This is a genomic window from Enterobacter sp. JH25 (assembly GCF_021725435.1).
In the GTDB taxonomy this organism is placed as follows: domain Bacteria; phylum Pseudomonadota; class Gammaproteobacteria; order Enterobacterales; family Enterobacteriaceae; genus Enterobacter; species Enterobacter intestinihominis.
The window spans coordinates 3,259,486-3,279,508 of the sequence record NZ_CP091319.1 but is presented as its reverse complement, the minus strand read 5'-3'; the positions used below and the strand labels follow the sequence as shown (position 1 = coordinate 3,279,508).

The following is a 20,023-nucleotide window of genomic DNA, read 5'->3' as shown; positions in this document are numbered from 1 at the left end:
AAATGTGACCTCGTTTTGCTGCACGTCATTATTGTTTATTGCCCGCCTAACTTTAGCGGTAAGGCCCAGGTCAAACGTGGAGAAATAAAGGAGATAATGTAAATTATCATGCGCTTTTTTCAGCGCGCCTTCTTTCCCGCTATTTTTCAGCCTGCGCCGCAGGTGTCCGGAACGTCACGCTGACCTGTGTACCGCCCTGTGGCGGCTGAGAAAAGAGTAATGTTCCGCCGAGCCGTCCCGCGCGTTCGCGCATGATATTCAGCCCGTAATGCCCCGGCGGTTCACTGGCGTCGCCGATACCAATACCGTTGTCACGGATCGTGACCGTGTGAGTACCGTCCGCGGTGGTGACGCAGCTGACCACAATCTCTCTGGCGTCGGCATGTTTAATCGCATTCAGCACTGCCTCACGCACAATCTGTAAGAGGTGCACCTGTTTTTGCGCGTCCAGCGCAAGCGATGAGAGACGGCAGTCGAGCACCAGCTTCGCGCTGGTCTGGCTTTGCAAACCGTCGAGAGACTCCTGTAGCGCGGCAGGAAGATTGGCGTGGTTGAGCGTCAGGCGGAAGGTGGTGAGCAGCTCGCGTAGCTGATGCCAGGCGTTATTCAGCTCGCGGGAGAAGTCCGTAATGATGGTCTGCGCCGGGGCATTGTCGCCCGGCACGGCATGCTTCAGCAGCGTAAGCTGAATACGCAAATAGGAGAGCACCTGCGCCAAAGAATCATGTAGCTCACGCGCGATGGTGGCGCGCTCTTCCATCAGCAGCAACTGCTGATAATGTTTCTGCGCCTGATTGAAATAGAGCCCCCGGCCCAGCATCGTCGCCACGCTCTCCATGAGCGGCAGCGGAACATCCCCGGTCGCGCTTTGCCAGCGCAGTTCGCCGTACAGGGTGTCCTGCATTAATACCGGTAAATTGTGCATTTTCTCACCCGGGGACTCCTGTCCTTCGTAAAGCTGCCAGTCGTCACTGGTGCGCAATTGCAGGTAATTCATCTGCGTATAGTCATGCACAATTTGCAAAATATGCCGGAAGCAGTGGCTGTCTATCTGCCCGGTATTCAACGCCTGTGAGCATTTGAACAGCATTTCAAGCTGCTGATGCGCTTCATTCAGGTGGCGGGTTTTTTCGGCAACGGAGTGCTCCAGGGAACGGTACAGGGTGTGTAATTCCGCCGACATATGGTTGAAGGCGCGGGAAAGCTGGCCCAGCTCGTTGGGAAGCATAATATCCGGCGCGGGGGTATCGAACTGCCCCTGTTCGATACGCTCGCTCGCTGCCACCAGATTATTCAGCGGCAGCACAACCTGACGGCGGATGCGCCGCAGGGTCATCACCGCCAGCAGCAGGATGCCCAGGCCGCCCGTCAGCGACATGAAAATCACCAGCTGTATCTTATGTTCGGTGTAGTGCTGTAGCGCCAGCACAAAGGCATCTATCCGGCCCACGAAATCCTCTATGTGGCTCTGATACCACCCGGTATCGCCGCTGGCGATACGCGTGTCCATCTCCTGCCAGCCAAGCTGCAACTGCTGGTAACGCTGTTTGACGTCCTCTGGCACATACCAGCGGTTGAGCTTCTGCAACGCAGGCGCGCTCAGCGTTTTCTGCCAGACCGCGCGGTGCTCTGCCAGTGACGGGCTGGCGCGCTGCATTTCGTAGCCCAGGCGGTAGCTCTGCATGCGCAGCGATCCGGCGATGTTAATCGCCTCGGCGTCGCGCTGGCTGCTGGCGAGTGTAACCAGCGCAATGGCGCTGATCAGAACGGACAAGACAATCATCGAAAAGAAAGCCCGAGCCAGGCTTCCCGATACGGGGCGTTTAACGGTCACTCATCAGCTTCCTGAATTAAATTGATCTGCCACAGGTTCACTGGAAATAGTTCGCCTTCCTGGGCATTTGAACATTGCGTCGCCATGCCGCTGTGGGTAAATACGATAACAATAGAAAGAATAAGGTTATTGAACCAAAAACAGGTGTTGTTATGAATCGTTTTATTATGGCCAACGCTCAACAGTGTATCGGTTGTCGCGCCTGCGAAGTTGCCTGTGTGATGGCGCACAACGGGGAGCAGCACGCGCTGAGCGAGCGCCATTTTCATCCCCGCATTACGGTCCTTACCTCTGGCTTGCGAAAAAGCCCAGTGACCTGCCACCACTGTGAAAATGCGCCCTGCGCGCAAAGCTGCCCGAACGGAGCCATCACGCAACACAGCGACAGCGTACAGGTCAATCAACAAAAATGCATTGGCTGTAAAGCCTGCGTGGTGGCCTGCCCGTTTGGCACGATGGACATGCTGATCACCCCGCTTGAAAACGACAGCGTAAAGGCCTCGGCGCACAAATGCGACCTCTGCCTGGAAAGGCCGCAAGGCCCGGCCTGCGTTGAAAACTGCCCGGCGGAGGTGCTTACGCTCGCCACCCCAGCCGTGCTGGATAAGCTGGTTAAACAGCGCCGACAGCGCAGCGCAAGGCTGGACGCGCTGCCGTGGCACAGCGAGGCGGTTCAATCAGCCCCTCCGCAAACCAAACGGCAACAGATGCAAAACACCCCGGCGCGCGGTGAGCCGGATAAGCTCAGCCCCGACGCGCGCGCCGGCCATTTTAACGAGATCTACTTGCCGTTTCGCCCGGAACAGGCGCAGCGCGAAGCATCCCGGTGCCTGAAATGTGGCGACCACAGCATTTGCGAGTGGACCTGCCCGCTGCATAACCATATTCCGCAGTGGATTGAGCGGATCAGGGCGGGGGATATCATCGGTGCGGCTGAGCTTTCTCACCAGACTAACTGTTTACCGGAAATTACCGGCCGCGTCTGTCCACAGGATCGATTATGTGAAGGCGCCTGCACCCTGCGGGATGCGTCAGGGGCGGTAACCATCGGTAATATCGAACGATATATCTCGGATCGGGCGCTGGCGATGGGCTGGACGCCGGACGTCAGCCACGTTACACCGGTCGGTAAGCGCGTCGCCATCATTGGTGCCGGTCCGGCAGGGCTGGCCTGTGCCGACGTACTGGTGCGCAGCGGCATCGGTGTGACGGTCTACGATCGCCATCCGGAAATCGGCGGATTGCTGACCTTTGGTATTCCGGCCTTCAAGCTGGATAAATCCCTGTTAGCGCGGCGCAGAGAGATATTCAGCGCGATGGGTATCCGCTTCGAGCTGAACTGCGAGGTGGGAAAAGACGTGTCGATGGTCCAACTGCAAAACGACTACGATGCCCTGTTCATCGGCGTAGGGACCTATCGTTCCATGAAAGCAGGTATCCCTCATGAAGACGCGCCGGGCGTGTACGACGCGCTGCCGTTTTTAGTGGCAAATACGCGGAATGTGATGGGCCTTGATCCTGCCGCAGACGAGCCGTTTATTGACACGCAGGGGTTAAACGTGGTGGTGCTGGGCGGGGGCGATACGGCGATGGACTGCGTGCGCACCGCGCTGCGACATGGCGCGGCGAAAGTAACCTGCGCCTATCGGCGGGACGAGGCCAACATGCCGGGCTCAAAGAAAGAGGTTAAAAACGCGAAAGAAGAGGGCGCGGCGTTTGAATTTAATGTCCAGCCGGTTGAGCTCACGCTGGATACCGACGGGAAGGTCAACGGTATCCGGATGCTGCGCACCCGTCTGGGCGAGCCGGATGCGCAGGGGCGGCGTCGTCCTGTCCCGGTGGCGGGCAGTGAGTTTGTCATGCCAGCGGATGCGGTGATCATGGCGTTTGGGTTTAATCCGCACGCCATGCCGTGGCTTCAGGCGCAGGGCGTCGACACCGACGACTGGGGGCGCATCAGGGCCTCCGTGGAGAGCCGTTATCGTTACCAGACCTCGAATCCGCAGATTTTTGCTGGCGGTGATGCGGTACGTGGTGCGGATCTGGTGGTCACCGCGATGGCGGAAGGGCGCCATGCCGCGCAGGGGATCATGGACTGGCTTGGCGTGCCGCCGCGCAATATGCATTAACGCAGACGGGCGACAAAGCGGGCATCACGGCGTAGTATAAACAGACTCATTTTGCCGTGGAGCCCGTATGTCCCTGAACATTACCGTTATTAAAGACAAAATCCTTTCTGAAAATTACTTTGTCCTGCGTAACATCACTTACGATCTCACCCGTAAGAGCGGGGACGTCATTCGCCATAAACGCGAAGTCTACGACCGGGGCAATGGTGCAACCATTCTGCTGTATAACCGTGAAAAGCAAAGCGTGGTGCTGATCCGCCAGTTTCGCATCGCGACATGGGTCAATGGCAACGCGGACGGACGTCTGATTGAAACCTGTGCAGGTCTACTGGACGACGATGAGCCGGAAGTGTGTATCCGCAAAGAAGCCATTGAAGAGACGGGTTTTGAGGTGGGGGCGGTGCAGAAAGTCTTTGAGCTGTTTATGTCCCCTGGCGGGGTTACCGAGCTGGTTCACTTCTTCATTGCGGAGTACACCGATGCCCAGCGCACGCACCGGGGCGGTGGCGTGGACGATGAAGACATTGAAGTGCTGGAAATGCCTTTCGCTCAGGCTGTCGACATGGTGAAAAGCGGCGAGATCCGCGACGGTAAAGCGGTGATCCTGTTGCAGTATCTGCAAACCAGCGGTTTGATGAATGCTGCGTCGGTAGCGTGATAAGTTGTATTTCAGATAAATCTATCCGATAAATCCGATTGAGCCAGCCCGCCCAGGGCACGAAGATACGCCCCAGATTGACCTATTCGTTTCCGGGGCTGTGCCGTTCATGCGCTACTGCGTTTTTCTTCTCTTCTTCATTTGCGTGCTTCCCGCGCCTTTGGTGTGGGCTGCGCCTGCGCAGCAGTCTTTTTCAGACTGGCAGGTGACCTGCAATAATCAGAATTTCTGCGTAGCGCGCAACACCGGCGAGCATCGCGGTCTGGTCATGACGCTGAGCCGCAGTGCGGGGGCAAAAACGGACGCCAGCCTGCGCATCGATCTCGGCGGTCTTTCGACGCCTCCGGTGAAAGAGCCTGACATTGCCCCGCGCCTGCTGCTCGACAATGTGCCGCTTCAGCTCACGTCGCAACACTGGCAGTTAACCCCCTGGCATCTTAAAACAGACGATACGGGCACCATCACCACGTTTCTGAAAACCATTCAGGAGGGGCAGGCGCTGACCCTGCGCGAGGGGAAGCAGACGATCTCTCTGGCCGGTCTGAAAGCGGCGCTGCTGTTTATTGATGCCCAGCAAAAACGCGTCGGAAGTGAAACGGCATGGATTAAAAAAGGGGATAGTCCACCGCTGAGCGTGCCGCCTGCGCCGGCATTAAAAAAGGTGGCAGTGGTGAACCCCACGCCAACGCCGCTGACGCATAACGAACTTAACGATCTGCTGGATTACGGTACCTGGCGCATGAACCACAGCCAGTGCTCCCTCGATCCGAACCGGCGTGAAGTGCGCGTGACCGCGTTGACCGATGACAAAGCGCTGATGATCATCAGCTGTGAGGCGGGGGCGTACAACACCGTCGATCTGGCGTGGCTGGTGTCGCGTAAAAAACCGTTTGCTGCCAGAAGCGTGAGATTGCGCCTGCCGTTTACCCCTTCCAGCCAGAGTAGCGACATGGAGCTGATGAATGCCAGCTTCGATGAAAAAACGCGCGAGCTGACCACGCTGGCACTGGGACGCGGGATTGGCGACTGTGGGATCCAGACCCGCTGGCGTTTTAACGGCCAGCGTTTCCGCCTGGTGCGCTACGCGGAAGAGCCAAGCTGCGATAACTGGAATGGGCCAGATGCCTGGCCCACGCTGTGGATCACCAGGTAGGGCGCTGTCGCTTACCGGGCCTACGTTTTAGCGATTTGTAGGCCCGGTAAGGCGTAGCCGCCACCGGGCACGAAGACGGCACTACAGCACGCTCAGCGCCTTCTCCACCACGTTCTCAACGGTAAAGCCGAAGTACGGGAACAGCTTATCGGCCGGGGCGGATTCACCGTAACCCTTCATGCCGACAATCGCCCCTTTCAGACCCACATATTTGTACCAGTAGTCGGCAATGCCAGCTTCAACCGCCACGCGCGCCGCGACGTTTGAAGGCAGCACCGATTCGCGGTACGCCTCATCCTGGGCATCAAAGATATCCGTTGAAGGCAGGGAAACCACGCGCACCGCGTGACCCTCGGCGGTCAGTTTCTCGGCCGCTTTTACCGTGATTTCCACCTCTGAACCGGTGGCAATCAGGATCACGTCCGGCTTACCGCCGCTGTCTTTCAGGATGTACCCGCCGCGGGCGATATTTTTCACCTGCTCCGGCGTGCGCTCGATCTGCGCCAGGTTCTGGCGCGACAGGATCAGCGCTGTGGGTCCGTTATGGCGCTCTACGGCCAGCTTCCAGCCCACAGCCGCTTCAACCTGATCGCACGGACGCCAGGTACTGAAGTTTGGCGTCAGGCGCAGGCTCGCCAGCTGCTCTACCGCCTGGTGCGTCGGCCCATCTTCACCCAGTCCGATGGAGTCGTGGGTGTACACCATAATTTGCCGCGCCTTCATCAGGGCCGCCATACGCGCCGCGTTACGGGCATATTCAACAAACATCAGGAAGGTGGCGGTGTACGGCACGAAGCCGCCGTGGTGGGCGATACCGTTGGCAATGGCGGTCATCCCGAACTCGCGCACGCCGTAGTGGATATAGTTCCCGGCAATGTCTTCCTTCAGGGATTTAGAGCCAGACCAGATGGTGAGGTTACTTGGCGCCAGATCCGCCGAGCCGCCCAGCAGTTCGGGCAGGACAGGGCCAATCGCGTTCAGGGTGTTTTGTGACGCCTTACGGGTGGCAATTTTCGCCGGGTTAGATTGCAGGTTTTCAATCAGCGCCTGAGTTTTCTCTTCCCAGTCTTCCGGCAGGCCACCGCTCATGCGGCGGTTAAATTCGGCCGCCAGCTCCGGATACGCTTTTTTGTAGGCAGCAAACTTCTCGTTCCAGGCCTGCTGCGCTTTTTCACCTGTTTCGCGAGCATCCCAGGCCCTGTAGATCTCTTTTGGGATCTCAAAGGCCGGGTGTTTCCAGCCCAGTTTCTGGCGGGTCAGCGCCACTTCCTCTTCACCCAGCGCCGCGCCGTGCGCCTCTTCTTTACCCGCTTTGTTCGGCGAGCCGAAGCCGATGGTGGTGCGGCAGACGATCAGGGACGGTTTGTCCTTCACGCTCTGCGCTTCCTGAATCGCTTTTTTCACCGCCTCAGGATCGTGACCGTCGATCTCGTGAACCACGTGCCAGTGATAGGCTTCAAAGCGTTTTGCCGTGTCGTCGGTAAACCAGCCCTCGGTTTCCCCGTCAATGGAGATACCGTTGTGATCGTAGAAGCCAATCAGCTTGCCCAGCCCCAGGGTGCCCGCCAGCGAGCAGACCTCGTGGGAGATCCCCTCCATCAGGCAGCCATCACCCATAAAGACATAGGTGTAGTGATCGACAATCTCGTGGTCGGGCTGGTTGAACTGCGCGGCCAGCGTACGCTCTGCAATCGCCAGGCCGACGGCATTCGCCAGCCCCTGGCCCAGCGGGCCGGTAGTGGTTTCAACACCCGGCGTATAGCCGATCTCCGGGTGGCCCGGCGTTTTGGAGTGCAGCTGGCGGAAGTTTTTTAACTCCTCAAGCGGCAGGTCGTAGCCGGAAAGGTGCAGCAGGCTGTAGAGCAGCATCGAGGCGTGACCGTTGGAGAGAATAAAACGGTCGCGATCGTACCAGGTCGGATCGGTCGGGTTGTGCTTCAGGAAGTCGTTCCACAGCACTTCGGCAATATCAGCCATACCCATGGGGGCGCCAGGGTGGCCGGAATTGGCTTTTTGTACGGCATCCATGCTGAGGGCGCGAATGGCGTTGGCGAGCTCTTTACGGGACATAGTTCACTCCGTGGCAAGGTTAAAGTTTGGCAGCGAGAAGATCTTCGAGTTTGCGCTGGTCGACGGCGAACTGACGGATGCCGTCCGCCAGTTTTTCCACGGCCATTGGGTCCTGATTGTGCTCCCAGCGGAATTCCGCTTCGGTCATGGGTTTTGGTTTTGGCAGAACGGTAGAGGTCGGTACCAGCTTGCGGATCACCGTCTCTTCACTCTCCTGAAGCTTTTTCAGCAGGTCAGGAGAGATGGTCAGACGGTCACAGCCCGCGAGCGCCAGGATCTGCTCGGTGCGGCGGAAGCTGGCCCCCATCACGATGGTCTCGTAGCGATGCTGCTTGTAATAATCGTAGATATTACGCACCGATTTTACGCCAGGATCTTCTTCCACCACGTACGGATCCATTGGCTGTTTCGCCTGATACCAGTCGTAGATACGCCCAACAAACGGTGAAATCAGGAACACGCCCGCTTCGGCGCAGGCACGCGCCTGGGCGAAGGAGAACAGTAGCGTCAGGTTGCAGTGGATCCCCTCTTTCTCCAGCACTTCCGCCGCGCGGATGCCTTCCCAGGTAGACGCAAGCTTGATCAGAATGCGTGACTTATCGATCCCCTGCTCCTGGTAGAGTTCCACTATGCGGCGGGCCTTGTTAATGCTCTTTTCCTGGTCAAACGAGAGGCGGGCGTCCACTTCGGTAGAGACGCGTCCCGGTATGCTTTTAAGAATTTCCGCACCGATATTGACCGCCAGCTTGTCGCTGGCTTCGGCGACCTGCTGTTCCTGCGTTTTCCCGCGCTGTTTGCCGTAGGCAAGGGCGTCATCAATCAGATGACTAAAGTGCGCAAGACCGGCCGCCTTGAGTAGCAGAGAGGGATTGGTGGTCGCGTCTTCCGGCTGGTAGTGACGAATCGACTCGATGTCGCCGCTGTCTGCAACCACGGTGGTAAATTGTTTGATGCCGTCTAGCTGGTTCATAATTACTCCTTGGAAATAAAAGAGTTAGTCGAGTGCGTTAGTTCACACTTCTGAGAAAATCATGATGGACTTAACAAAAAAGCATAGCAGACGGGGGAGGCATTGCTTTCTGAGACGGGTAACATGGCTGTTATAAATTGATAACAATTTTTATTCTGCAATGGTGAGAGTTTGGCAGCCTTCAAAGTTTAGGAGCCTGCCTGCGGCGATACTATGCGGCACACCAGGGTGTGCATAGGAACGTCGACATCACCCTTTTTGACCGAAACGTGAAAGGAATAACAAGATGGATGATCAGTTAAAACAAAGCGCTCTCGATTTTCACGAGTTTCCTGTTCCGGGTAAAATCCAGGTATCCCCGACCAAACCGCTGGCGACCCAGCGCGATCTGGCGCTGGCCTACTCGCCGGGCGTGGCTGCTCCGTGTCTGGAAATCGAAAAAGATCCGCTGGCAGCGTACAAATACACTGCGCGCGGTAACCTGGTGGCCGTTATCTCTAACGGTACGGCGGTGCTGGGGTTAGGGAACATCGGTGCGCTGGCTGGTAAGCCGGTGATGGAAGGGAAAGGCGTTCTGTTTAAGAAATTTGCCGGTATCGACGTCTTCGATATCGAAGTGGACGAACTGGATCCGGATAAATTCATCAACGTGGTGGCGGCGCTGGAGCCGACCTTCGGCGGCATCAACCTGGAAGACATCAAAGCGCCGGAATGTTTCTATATCGAGCAGAAGCTGCGCGAGCGTATGAACATTCCCGTGTTCCATGACGACCAGCACGGCACGGCGATTATCAGTACCGCCGCCATTCTGAACGGCCTGCGCGTGGTGGAGAAAAATCTCTCCGACGTGCGCATGGTGGTCTCCGGCGCAGGCGCCGCGGCCATCGCCTGTATGAACCTGCTGGTGGCGCTGGGCATGCAGAAGCACAATATTGTGGTCTGCGACTCCAAGGGCGTGATCTACAAAGACCGCGAGCCAAACATGGCGGAAACCAAGGCGGCCTATGCGGTGGAAGACGACGGCAAGCGCACGCTTGAAGACGTGATTGACGGTGCTGACATTTTCCTCGGCTGTTCAGGCCCGAAAGTGCTGACCCAGGAGATGGTGCAGAAGATGGCGCGCGCGCCAATGATCCTGGCCCTGGCGAACCCGGAGCCGGAAATTCTGCCGCCGCTGGCGAAGGCGGTGCGTGAAGACGCTATCATCTGCACCGGACGTTCGGACTACCCGAACCAGGTGAACAACGTGCTCTGCTTCCCGTTCATCTTCCGCGGGGCGCTGGACGTCGGCGCCACGGCGATCAACGAAGAGATGAAGCTGGCTGCCGTTCATGCTATCGCAGAGCTGGCGCACGCCGAGCAGAGCGAAGTGGTGGCCTCCGCCTACGGCGATCAGGATCTGAGCTTCGGCCCCGACTACATCATCCCTAAACCATTTGACCCGCGTCTGATCGTGAAGATCGCGCCAGCGGTGGCCAAAGCGGCGATGGACTCCGGCGTGGCGACGCGGCCGATTGAAGATTTCGATGCCTACGTCGATAAACTCACCGAGTTCGTTTACAAAACCAACCTGTTTATGAAGCCGATCTTCTCCCAGGCGCGCGCCGACGCGAAGCGCGTGGTGCTGGCGGAAGGGGAAGAGGCGCGCGTGCTGCATGCCACGCAGGAGCTGATCACCTTAGGGCTGGCGAAACCGATCCTGATTGGTCGTCCGAGCGTGATCGAGATGCGTATTCAGAAGCTCGGCCTGCAAATAAAGCCGGGCGTGGACTTTGAGATCGTTAACAACGAATCCGATCCGCGCTTCAAAGAGTACTGGAACGAATACTATTCGATCATGAAGCGTCGCGGGATCACCCAGGAGCAGGCGCAGCGGGCGGTGATCAGCAACACCACGGTGATCGGCGCGATCATGGTTCATCGCGGTGAGGCGGATGCGCTGATCTGCGGCACCATCGGCGAGTACCATGAGCATTTCAGCGTGGTACAGGAGATCTTCGGCTATCGCGAGGGCGTCCATACTGCCGGCGCAATGAACGCGCTGCTGCTGCCAAGCGGTAACACCTTTATCGCCGATACCTACGTCAACGACGATCCCTCCCCGGACGAACTGGCGGAAATCACCGTGATGGCGGCGGAAACCGTGCGCCGCTTTGGTATCGAGCCGAAAGTGGCGCTGCTGTCGCACTCAAACTTCGGGTCATCCAAATCTGCGGCGGCGTGCAAAATGCGCCAGACGCTGGACCTGGTGCGAGCGCGCGCGCCGGAGCTGATGATCGACGGCGAGATGCACGGCGACGCCGCGCTGGTGGAGAGTATTCGTAATGAACGTATGCCGGACAGTCCGCTGAAAGGCTCGGCGAACGTGCTGATTATGCCGAACGTGGAAGCGGCGCGTATTAGCTATAACCTGCTGCGCGTGTCGAGTTCTGAAGGGGTGACCGTCGGGCCAGTGCTGATGGGGGTGTCAAAACCGGTGCATGTGTTAACGCCGATTGCCTCCGTGCGTCGTATCGTCAACATGGTGGCGCTGGCGGTGGTTGAGGCGCAGACGCAGCCGCTGTAATTTATTGCCCTCGCCCCTCACCCTAACCCTCTCCCCATAGGGGAGAGGGGACTGCTCTGAGCCGTCTTTTCACCCTCGCCCCTTTGGGGAGAGGGCCGGGATGAGGGGTAAGGGTTAAACCCAGTCCCGAACCTTAATAAACTCACTCAAGGCAGCCTCCGGGCTGCCTTCTTTTGGCGCGTAGCTGTATTCCCAGCGCACCAGCGGCGGCATCGACATCAGAATGGACTCCGTGCGCCCGCCGGTTTGCAGGCCAAACAGCGTCCCGCGATCCCACACCAGATTAAACTCCACATAGCGCCCGCGACGGTAGAGCTGGAACTCACGCTCGCGCACGCCGTAGTCGGTGTCTTTGCGGCGTTCGACAATCGGAAGATAGGCGTCGGTAAAGCCTTCACCCACCGCGCGCATAAAGCTGAACGCGGTATCAAAATCCGGCGTGTTGAGATCGTCAAAGAACAGCCCGCCGATGCCGCGCTGCTCGTCGCGATGCTTCAGATAGAAATAATCATCGCACCACTTTTTGTATTTCGGGTAAACGTCTTCGCCAAACGGCAGGCAGAGGTCGCGCGCGGTGGTGTGCCAGTGCACGGCGTCCTCTTTAAAGCCATAGTAAGGCGTTAAGTCGAAACCGCCGCCAAACCACCAGACCGGATCGGCTCCCGGTTTTTCCGCGATGAAAAAGCGCACGTTGGCGTGGCTGGTTGGCACAAACGGGTTATGCGGATGCACCACCAGCGATACGCCCATCGCCTCGAAGCTGCGGCCCGCCAGTTCAGGCCGATGCGCCGTGGCGGACGCTGGCATTGCATCACCGTGGACGTGGGAGAAGTTGACCCCGGCCTGTTCAAAAATACCGCCGTTACGCAGCACGCGGCTGCGCCCGCCGCCGCCCGCTTCGCGCTGCCAGGTGTCTTCCTGGAATTCACCGCCGTCTGCGGCGGTCAGTTTCTGGCAAATCGCGTCCTGGAGCTGCATCAGGAAAGTTTTGACCAGCTGTGCATTCGGTTTCATCAACGTTTCCTGGAGTGCGCTTTTTGATTATCGAACCAGTTGAAATAACTGATGACCCCGGAGGCGATGGCGTTCGCGATCTTCTGACGAAACGCCTTAGTGCCGAGTAAACGCTCTTCTTCCGGGTTGGTAATGAACGAGGTTTCCACCAGCACGGACGGAATAGACGGTGACTTCAGCACCACAAACGCGGCCTGCTCGGTGCTTTTACTGTGCAGACGGTGCACGGGCTTAATCCGTTTGAGGATATGCGAGCCGAGCGTCAGGCTGTTTTTGATGGTATCGGTCTGCACGAGATCGAACAGAACCTGCTGTAACAGATGGTCTTTGTCGGTGGCTTTTTTCCCGGCCACTTCATCCGCCCGGTTTTCGCGATCGGAGAGGTATTTCGCCATGGCGCTACTGGCGCCACGGTTGGAGAGCGCAAATACCGAGGCGCCTGCGGCGGAAGGGTTTGTGAAGCCATCCGCGTGAATGGACATAAACAGATCGGCGCCGTGCTTGTGGGCAATCTCCACGCGATCGTACAGCGGGATAAACGTGTCGCCCGTGCGCGTCAGGCGGGCGTCAATACCGTTGCTGCGTAAAATTGTGCGCACATTTTTTGCAATTGCCAGCACGACGTGTTTTTCTTTCGACCCGTTTCGGCCAATGGCGCCGGTGTCGATCCCGCCGTGGCCCGGATCGAGCATGACCAGACGCTTTGCGCCAGCTTTTTTGGTTTTCGGCTTGCTGTGTCCGTTACTGGTTTTAAGCGTGCTCTCTTCTTTTGCCTGAGCCTGCTTTGCGATACCCGATAACGTTAAGGCCGCCAGCCCCGCTTTGAGAACCTGACGACGCGATGTGAGTGCTTTTAATGGTTTGAATGTGCTCATGCGGCCTGAATTGTAAAAATTGGGGTCCTGGTGTTATATCGTATCGTGTTTCCCGTTACGACAGTCCTTATTGAGAATTGTTTTACTTTTCATTTCAATACGTGACAAAGTGACATTATGCCAAATTTTGGCGAGTTTTTCCCCGGTTATTGGCTAAACGCCCTGTTCACGCCATAATCACTGTTTTTAAACCCGAAAAGGCGGTTAATACCATGGAGATACGCGTTTTTCGCCAGGAAGATTTCGAAGAGGTGATCACCCTTTGGGAGCGCTGCGATCTGCTGCGTCCGTGGAACGATCCGGAAATGGACATCGAACGGAAGGTGAATCACGACGTCAGTCTGTTTCTGGTCGCTGAGGTCAACGGCGAAGTAGTCGGGACGGTGATGGGCGGGTACGACGGCCACCGCGGCTCGGCCTACTATCTGGGCGTGCACCCGGAATACCGCGCGCGCGGCATCGCCAACGCGCTGCTTAACCGTCTGGAAAAGAAACTGATCGCCCGTGGCTGCCCGAAAATCCAGATTATGGTCCGGGAAGATAACGACGTGGTGCTGGGCATGTATGAACGTCTGGGCTACGAGCACGCGGATGTACTGACGCTGGGTAAGCGCCTGATCGAAGATGAAGAGTACTGAGTTCCACCCTGGCGACTACGACATTCACGGTCGTCTGCGTCTGCCTTTTTTGTTCTGGTGCGTTCTGCTGTTGCAGGCCCGAACCTGGGTGCTGTTCGTGATGGCTGGCGCGTCGCGCGGGCAGGGCGATACGTTACTGAATCTCTTTTATCCCGATCACGATGCGTTCTGGCTGGGGTTACTGCCGGGCGTACCGGCGGTCCTGGCGTTTCTGTGCAGCGGACGGCGGCAAGCCATTCCGCGCTTCTGGCGCGCGCTTCGCTGGCTGCTGATCCTGGCGCAGTTTGTGCTTCTGGTCTGGCAACCCTTGCTCTGGCTGTACGGCGAGCCGCTTTCCGGTATCGGGATTGCACTGGTGGTGGCGGATATTGTCGCGCTGCTGTGGCTGGTCACGAATCCCCGTTTACGCGCCTGTTTTACGCAAGAGCCAGATTAAAACGGCACTTTTTGTCGATACTGCACTCCAACAAGCGTTGATTTACTACGTAAGGACGTCTCAATGAAATCGCTGCGTTTACTTTTATGCGCTCTCCCGCTGGCGTTAACCGGCTGTTCCACGCTCTCATCCATCAACTGGTCTGCGGCCTATCCGTGGAACTGGTTTGGATCCTCAATGGAAGTGACCGAGCAGGGCGTGGGCAAAATCACCGCCTCGACGGCGCTGGATCAGGATGCCATTCAGGATGCCATCGGCAGTGATTATCGCCTGCGCAGCGGCATGAAAACCGAGAACGGCAACATCGTGCGCTATTTCGAAGCGTTGAAAGATGACAAGGTGGCAATGGTCATCAACGGCGATAAAGGTACGGTCAACCGCATTGCGGTGATGGATGAAGAGATCCCGACCTCAGGTGGCGTGAAGGTGGGAACGCCGTTTGGCGAACTCTATCAGAAAGCGTTTGGCCACTGCGCCAGTGTGCCATCGGAGGAGAGCGTGGCGGTCGAGTGTAAGGCCGACGGCAGCCAGCATATTAGCTATGTGTTCAGCGGCACCTGGAACGGTCCGGAAGGGTTAATGCCGTCTGACGACACCCTGAAAAAGTGGAAAGTGAGCAAAATTATCTGGCAGCAGTAATTTGCGCCTGAGCAAGCCGCCTCGCTGAAATCCGGGTATAATAGCCGCCATCAATGCCACGCTGTCGTGGCATCTTTATTTCAGGAGGAGCGATGTCTCAGGTTCAGAGTGGCATTTTGCCAGAACATTGCCGGGCGGCGATTTGGATTGAAGCCAACGTCAAAGGGGACGTGGATGCCCTGCGCGCGGCCAGCAAAGTTTTCGTTGATAAACTGGCCACCTTCCAGGCCAAATTCCCCGAAGCCCATCTGGGCGCGGTGGTCGCCTTTGGCAGCACCGTCTGGCGTCATCTGAGCGGCGGCGAAGGCGCAGAAGAGCTGAAAGACTTTATTCCTTATGGCAAAGGTCTTGCGCCCGCCACCCAGTATGACGTTCTGATCCATATCCTCTCCCTGCGTCACGACGTGAACTTTTCTGTCGCTCAGGCTGCGATTGAGGCCTTTGGTGACAGCATCGACGTGCAGGAAGAGATCCACGGTTTCCGCTGGGTGGAAGAGCGCGATTTGAGCGGCTTCGTCGACGGCACCGAAAACCCGGCCGGGGAAGAGACGCGTCGCGAGGTGGCTGTAATCAAGGATGGCGTGGACGCGGGCGGCAGCTATGTGTTCGTCCAGCGCTGGGAGCATAACCTCAGGCAGCTTAACCGCATGAGCGTGCATGACCAGGAGATGATGATTGGCCGTACCAAAGATGCCAATGAAGAGATTGACGGCGATGCGCGTCCGGTCACTTCCCACCTGTCCCGCGTTGACCTTAAAGAAGACGGTAAGGGGCTGAAGATTGTTCGCCAGAGCCTGCCGTACGGCACCGCGAGCGGTACGCACGGCCTGTACTTCTGCGCTTACTGCGCACGCCTCTACAACATCGAACAGCAGCTGCTGAGCATGTTTGGCGATACCGACGGTAAGCGTGACGCCATGCTGCGCTTCACCCGCCCGGTGACCGGCGGCTACTACTTTGCGCCGTCCGTTGAGCGCCTGCTGGCGTTGTAAATCGCTCTCCATTCGTAGGCCGGGTAAGCGTGAGCGCCACCCGGCAATTTCTCCTGCACCTCTTATTCCCTTTTCTGCTTCTAAATCACCAAACGGTATATAAAACCGTTACTCCTTTAGACTCCGTTATAAATATTATGACTATAAGATAGTCATCACATTTATAAGGGTGCGCAATGGCCGTTACTGTACTGAAAAAAGGATCGCTGGCACTGGCAGGTTTACTGCTGGTGGCGCAGGCGCAGGCAACCGAGTTGCTGAACAGTTCTTATGATGTTTCGCGCGAGCTGTTTGCCGCCCTTAATCCCGCATTTGAACAGCAGTGGGCGAAAGAGAACAACGGCGACAAGCTGACCATCAAGCAGTCGCACGCTGGCTCATCCAAGCAGGCGCTGGCCATTTTGCAGGGGCTGAAAGCGGACGTGGTGACCTACAACCAGGTCACGGACGTGCAGATCCTGCACGACAAAGGCAAACTGATCCCGGCGAACTGGCAAAGCCGCCTGCCGAACAACAGTTCGCCATTTTACTCCACCATGGGCTTCCTGGTGCGCAAGGGCAACCCGAAGAACATCCACGACTGGAACGACCTGGTGCGTTCAGACGTAAAGCTGATCTTCCCGAATCCGAAAACCTCCGGCAACGCACGTTACACCTACCTGGCGGCGTGGGGCGCGGCGGACAAAGCTGACGGTAACGATAAAGCGAAAACCGAACAGTTTATGACCCAGTTCCTGAAAAACGTCGAGGTGTTTGATACCGGCGGTCGTGGCGCAACCACCACCTTCGCCGAGCGCGGGCTGGGCGACGTACTGATCAGCTTTGAATCCGAAGTGAACAATATTCGTAAACAGTACGAAGCGCAGGGCTTCGAAGTGGTTATCCCGAAAACGAACATTCTGGCCGAGTTCCCGGTGGCGTGGGTGGATAAAAACGTTAAGGCTAACGGCACAGAAAAGGCGGCGAAAGCCTACCTGAACTATCTGTACAGCCCGCAGGCGCAGACCGTTATCACCGACTACTACTACCGTGTCAACAACCCGGACGTGATGAGCAAGCTGAAAGACAAATTCCCGCAGACCGAGCTGTTCCGCGTGGAAGATCATTTCGGCGCCTGGCCTGAGGTCATGAAAACGCATTTTGTCAGCGGCGGTGAGTTGGACAAACTGCTGGCAGCGGGGCGTAAGTAATGTTTGCAGTGTCCTCCAGACGTGTGCTGCCGGGCTTTACCTTAAGCCTCGGGACCAGCCTGCTGTTCGTCTGTCTGATTTTGTTATTACCGCTCAGCGCGCTGGTGATGCAGCTCGCTGAGATGAGCTGGTCCCAGTACTGGGAAGTGATTACTAACCCGCAGGTGGTGGCGGCCTACAAGGTCACCCTGCTGTCTGCGTTCGTGGCCTCGATTTTTAACGGCGTGTTTGGCCTGCTGATGGCGTGGATCTTAACTCGCTATCGCTTCCCGGGCCGCACCCTGCTCGACGCGCTGATGGATCTGCCGTTTGCCCTGCCGACGGCGGTTGCCGGTTTGACGCTGGCGTCGCTCTTCTCCGTGAACGGGTTTTACGGTGAGTGGCTGGCGAAGTTTGATATCAAAGTGACCTATACCTGGCTCGGTATCGCGGTGGCCATGGCCTTTACCAGCATCCCGTTTGTGGTACGTACCGTGCAGCCGGTGCTGGAAGAGTTAGGACCCGAATACGAAGAGGCCGCAGAAACGCTCGGCGCCACGCGCTGGCAGAGTTTTCGCAAGGTCGTGCTGCCGGAACTCTCTCCGGCGTTGCTGGCGGGTATCGCGCTCTCCTTTACCCGCAGCCTCGGTGAGTTTGGCGCGGTCATTTTTATCGCCGGGAACATCGCGTGGAAAACCGAAGTAACCTCGCTGATGATTTTTGTCCGTTTGCAGGAGTTTGATTATCCGGCCGCGAGTGCGATTGCCTCGGTGATCCTTGCCGCGTCGCTGCTACTGCTGTTCTCGATTAACACTCTGCAAAGTCGCTTTGGTCGACGTGTGGTAGGTCACTGATGGCGGAAGTTACGCAATTGAAGCGCTATGACGCGCCCCGCATCAACTGGGGCAAATGGTTTCTGATTGGTACCGGCGTGCTGGTCTCCGCATTCATTCTCGTCGTGCCGATGGTGTACATCTTCGTTCAGGCCTTCAGCAAAGGGATTATGCCCGCGCTGCAAAACCTGGCCGATCCGGACATGCTCCACGCCATCTGGCTGACGGTCATGATTGCCCTGATCACCGTCCCGGTGAATCTGGTGTTTGGCGTATTGCTGGCCTGGCTGGTAACGCGCTTTAACTTCCCGGGGCGTCAGCTGCTGCTGACCCTGCTGGATATCCCGTTTGCGGTGTCACCGGTGGTGGCGGGTCTGGTTTATCTGCTCTTCTACGGTTCCAATGGCCCGCTGGGCGGCTGGCTGGATGAACACGACCTGCAGATCATGTTCGCCTGGCCCGGGATGGTGCTGGTGACCGTCTTTGTCACCTGTCCGTTCGTGGTACGCGAGCTGGTGCCGGTGATGCTCAGCCAGGGCAGCCATGAAGATGAAGCCGCGGTGCTGCTCGGCGCTTCCGGCTGGCAGATGTTCCGCAGCGTCACGCTGCCGAATATCCGCTGGGCACTGCTTTACGGCGTGGTACTGACCAACGCCCGTGCGATCGGTGAGTTTGGCGCGGTGTCGGTGGTATCCGGCTCGATTCGCGGCGAAACCCTGTCGCTGCCGTTACAGATTGAATTACTGGAACAGGACTACAACACCGTCGGTTCCTTTACTGCCGCAGCGTTGCTGACGCTGATGGCGATTTTGACCCTATTTTTGAAGAGTGTGGTGCAGTGGCGTTTAGAGAATCAGGAAAAACGTCAGCATCAGGAGGGAAATCATGAGCATTGAGATTGCCAATATTAAGAAGTCTTTTGGTCGCACCCAGGTGCTGAATGATATCTCGCTGGATATCCCTTCCGGACAAATGGTGGCGCTGCTGGGACCGTCTGGCTCCGGTAAAACCACGCTGCTGCGTATTATCGCCGGGCTTGAGCACCAGACCAGCGGACATATCCGCTTCCACGGTACGGACGTAAGCCGTTTGCATGCCCGCGACCGTAAAGTGGGTTTTGTATTCCAGCACTACGCCCTGTTCCGCCACATGACGGTATTCGACAACATCGCGTTTGGTTTGACCGTACTGCCGCGTCGTGAGCGTCCGAATGCGGCCGCCATCAAAGCGAAAGTGACCAAACTGCTGGAGATGGTGCAGCTGGCTCATCTGGCGGACCGCTTCCCGGCACAGCTTTCTGGCGGGCAGAAACAGCGCGTGGCGCTGGCGCGTGCGTTAGCCGTGGAACCGCAAATCCTGCTGCTGGACGAACCGTTTGGCGCGCTGGATGCGCAGGTGCGTAAAGAGCTCCGCCGCTGGCTGCGTCAGCTTCATGAGGAACTCCAGTTCACCAGCGTTTTCGTGACCCACGATCAGGAAGAGGCGATGGAAGTAGCCGACCGCGTGGTGGTGATGAGTCAGGGCAACATTGAGCAGGTTGACGAGCCAGAGCAACTCTGGCGTGAACCGGCGACCCGCTTTGTGCTGGAGTTTATGGGGGAAGTAAACCGCCTTCAGGGTACTATTCGCGGCGGTCAGTTCCACGTTGGCGCGCACCGCTGGCCGCTGGGGTATACCTCCGCGCACCAGGGGCCGGTGGATCTGTTCCTGCGCCCGTGGGAAGTGGACGTCAGCCGCCGTACCAGCCTGGACTCACCGCTTCCGGTGCAGGTGCTGGAAGCTAGCCCTAAAGGTCACTACACCCAATTAGTGGTACAGCCCCTGGGCTGGTACACCGAGCCGCTGACCGTGGTTATGCGTGACGACGAGCCGCCGCACCGGGGGGAACGCCTGTTTGTGGGGCTGCAACACGCGCGCATTTATCACGGGAACGAGCGCATCGAGACGCGCGAGGATATTGCTCTGGCGGAGTCAGCCTGATAGGTTATTGAGTATGTTTTTCGCCCGGTGGCGTGATGCTTACCGGGCTTTTTATTGAGTAAAAAAC

At 57.6% G+C, this 20,023-nt stretch carries 17 protein-coding genes; 12 read left to right on the top strand and 5 right to left on the bottom strand.

Annotated features, from left to right (window positions below; translation table 11 throughout):
- Window positions 1-139: 139 nt before the first annotated feature.
- Window positions 140-1,834: a nitrate/nitrite two-component system sensor histidine kinase NarQ gene (gene narQ / locus L2Y28_RS15760; RefSeq protein ID WP_022648964.1), complete on the bottom strand. Its 1,695-nt coding sequence runs from the start codon at window positions 1,832-1,834 to the stop codon at window positions 140-142.
- A 152-nt stretch (window positions 1,835-1,986) separates the two neighbouring features.
- Here narQ and aegA point away from each other — a divergent pair, with 152 nt between their 5' ends.
- The 3 genes from aegA (at window position 1,987) to L2Y28_RS15745 (ending at window position 5,774) form a co-directional block, all read left to right on the top strand.
- Entirely contained in the window at window positions 1,987-3,963 is a 1,977-nt protein-coding gene (gene aegA / locus L2Y28_RS15755; RefSeq protein ID WP_023330168.1) for a formate-dependent uric acid utilization protein AegA, read from the top strand.
- Between the two features lie 67 nt (window positions 3,964-4,030).
- A complete protein-coding gene (nudK, locus tag L2Y28_RS15750) occupies window positions 4,031-4,621 on the top strand; it encodes a GDP-mannose pyrophosphatase NudK (RefSeq protein ID WP_022648962.1) in 591 nt (196 codons plus the stop codon).
- Window positions 4,622-4,730: 109 nt separating this feature from the next.
- A complete protein-coding gene (locus tag L2Y28_RS15745) occupies window positions 4,731-5,774 on the top strand; it encodes a DUF1176 domain-containing protein (protein WP_022648961.1) in 1,044 nt (347 codons plus the stop codon).
- A gap of 81 nt (window positions 5,775-5,855) precedes the next feature.
- Here the strand turns inward: L2Y28_RS15745 and tkt are convergent, their stop codons facing one another.
- Complete coding sequence (tkt, locus tag L2Y28_RS15740) at window positions 5,856-7,844, bottom strand: transketolase (RefSeq protein WP_022648960.1); 1,989 nt, start codon at window positions 7,842-7,844, stop codon at window positions 5,856-5,858.
- Between the two features lie 19 nt (window positions 7,845-7,863).
- Window positions 7,864-8,814: a transaldolase gene (tal, locus tag L2Y28_RS15735; protein ID WP_022648959.1), complete on the bottom strand. Its 951-nt coding sequence runs from the start codon at window positions 8,812-8,814 to the stop codon at window positions 7,864-7,866.
- 286 nt (window positions 8,815-9,100) lie between these two features.
- Here tal and maeB point away from each other — a divergent pair, with 286 nt between their 5' ends.
- Window positions 9,101-11,380, top strand: coding sequence for an NADP-dependent oxaloacetate-decarboxylating malate dehydrogenase (maeB, locus tag L2Y28_RS15730; RefSeq protein WP_022648958.1), 2,280 nt, complete (start codon window positions 9,101-9,103; stop codon window positions 11,378-11,380).
- A gap of 114 nt (window positions 11,381-11,494) precedes the next feature.
- On the opposite strand, the gene hemF is transcribed toward maeB, so the two are convergent.
- Together hemF and amiA are read right to left on the bottom strand one after the other, a co-directional pair.
- A complete protein-coding gene (gene hemF / locus L2Y28_RS15725; protein ID WP_022648957.1) occupies window positions 11,495-12,394 on the bottom strand; it encodes an oxygen-dependent coproporphyrinogen oxidase in 900 nt (299 codons plus the stop codon).
- Window positions 12,394-13,269 carry an N-acetylmuramoyl-L-alanine amidase AmiA gene (gene amiA / locus L2Y28_RS15720; RefSeq protein WP_022648956.1) on the bottom strand — a complete coding sequence of 292 codons (876 nt, stop codon included), beginning with the start codon at window positions 13,267-13,269 and terminating at the stop codon, window positions 12,394-12,396. Before amiA ends, hemF begins: the two co-directional genes overlap by 1 nt.
- Before the next feature lie 212 nt (window positions 13,270-13,481).
- Here amiA and L2Y28_RS15715 point away from each other — a divergent pair, with 212 nt between their 5' ends.
- The 8 genes from L2Y28_RS15715 (at window position 13,482) to cysA (ending at window position 19,956) form a co-directional block, all read left to right on the top strand.
- The gene (locus L2Y28_RS15715) at window positions 13,482-13,907 is read left to right on the top strand and encodes a GNAT family acetyltransferase (RefSeq protein WP_003861292.1); all 426 of its coding nucleotides are present in this window, start codon (window positions 13,482-13,484) and stop codon (window positions 13,905-13,907) included.
- On the top strand, window positions 13,894-14,343 hold the full coding sequence (locus L2Y28_RS15710) for a DUF2919 domain-containing protein (RefSeq protein WP_022648955.1): 450 nt from the start codon (window positions 13,894-13,896) through the stop codon (window positions 14,341-14,343). Before L2Y28_RS15715 ends, L2Y28_RS15710 begins: the two co-directional genes overlap by 14 nt.
- A 63-nt stretch (window positions 14,344-14,406) precedes the next feature.
- A complete protein-coding gene (locus tag L2Y28_RS15705) occupies window positions 14,407-14,982 on the top strand; it encodes an RpoE-regulated lipoprotein (protein ID WP_022648954.1) in 576 nt (191 codons plus the stop codon).
- A gap of 92 nt (window positions 14,983-15,074) precedes the next feature.
- Window positions 15,075-15,974, top strand: a complete 900-nt coding sequence (locus L2Y28_RS15700) for a Dyp-type peroxidase (protein WP_022648953.1) — start codon at window positions 15,075-15,077, stop codon at window positions 15,972-15,974.
- A gap of 176 nt (window positions 15,975-16,150) precedes the next feature.
- On the top strand, window positions 16,151-17,164 hold the full coding sequence (locus tag L2Y28_RS15695; RefSeq protein ID WP_022648952.1) for a sulfate ABC transporter substrate-binding protein: 1,014 nt from the start codon (window positions 16,151-16,153) through the stop codon (window positions 17,162-17,164).
- The gene (gene cysT / locus L2Y28_RS15690) at window positions 17,164-17,997 is read left to right on the top strand and encodes a sulfate/thiosulfate ABC transporter permease CysT (protein ID WP_022648951.1); all 834 of its coding nucleotides are present in this window, start codon (window positions 17,164-17,166) and stop codon (window positions 17,995-17,997) included. Before L2Y28_RS15695 ends, cysT begins: the two co-directional genes overlap by 1 nt.
- Window positions 17,997-18,872, top strand: coding sequence for a sulfate/thiosulfate ABC transporter permease CysW (gene cysW / locus L2Y28_RS15685; RefSeq protein WP_022648950.1), 876 nt, complete (start codon window positions 17,997-17,999; stop codon window positions 18,870-18,872). Before cysT ends, cysW begins: the two co-directional genes overlap by 1 nt.
- Entirely contained in the window at window positions 18,862-19,956 is a 1,095-nt protein-coding gene (gene cysA / locus L2Y28_RS15680; protein ID WP_022648949.1) for a sulfate/thiosulfate ABC transporter ATP-binding protein CysA, read from the top strand. Before cysW ends, cysA begins: the two co-directional genes overlap by 11 nt.
- Window positions 19,957-20,023 lie beyond the last annotated feature (67 nt).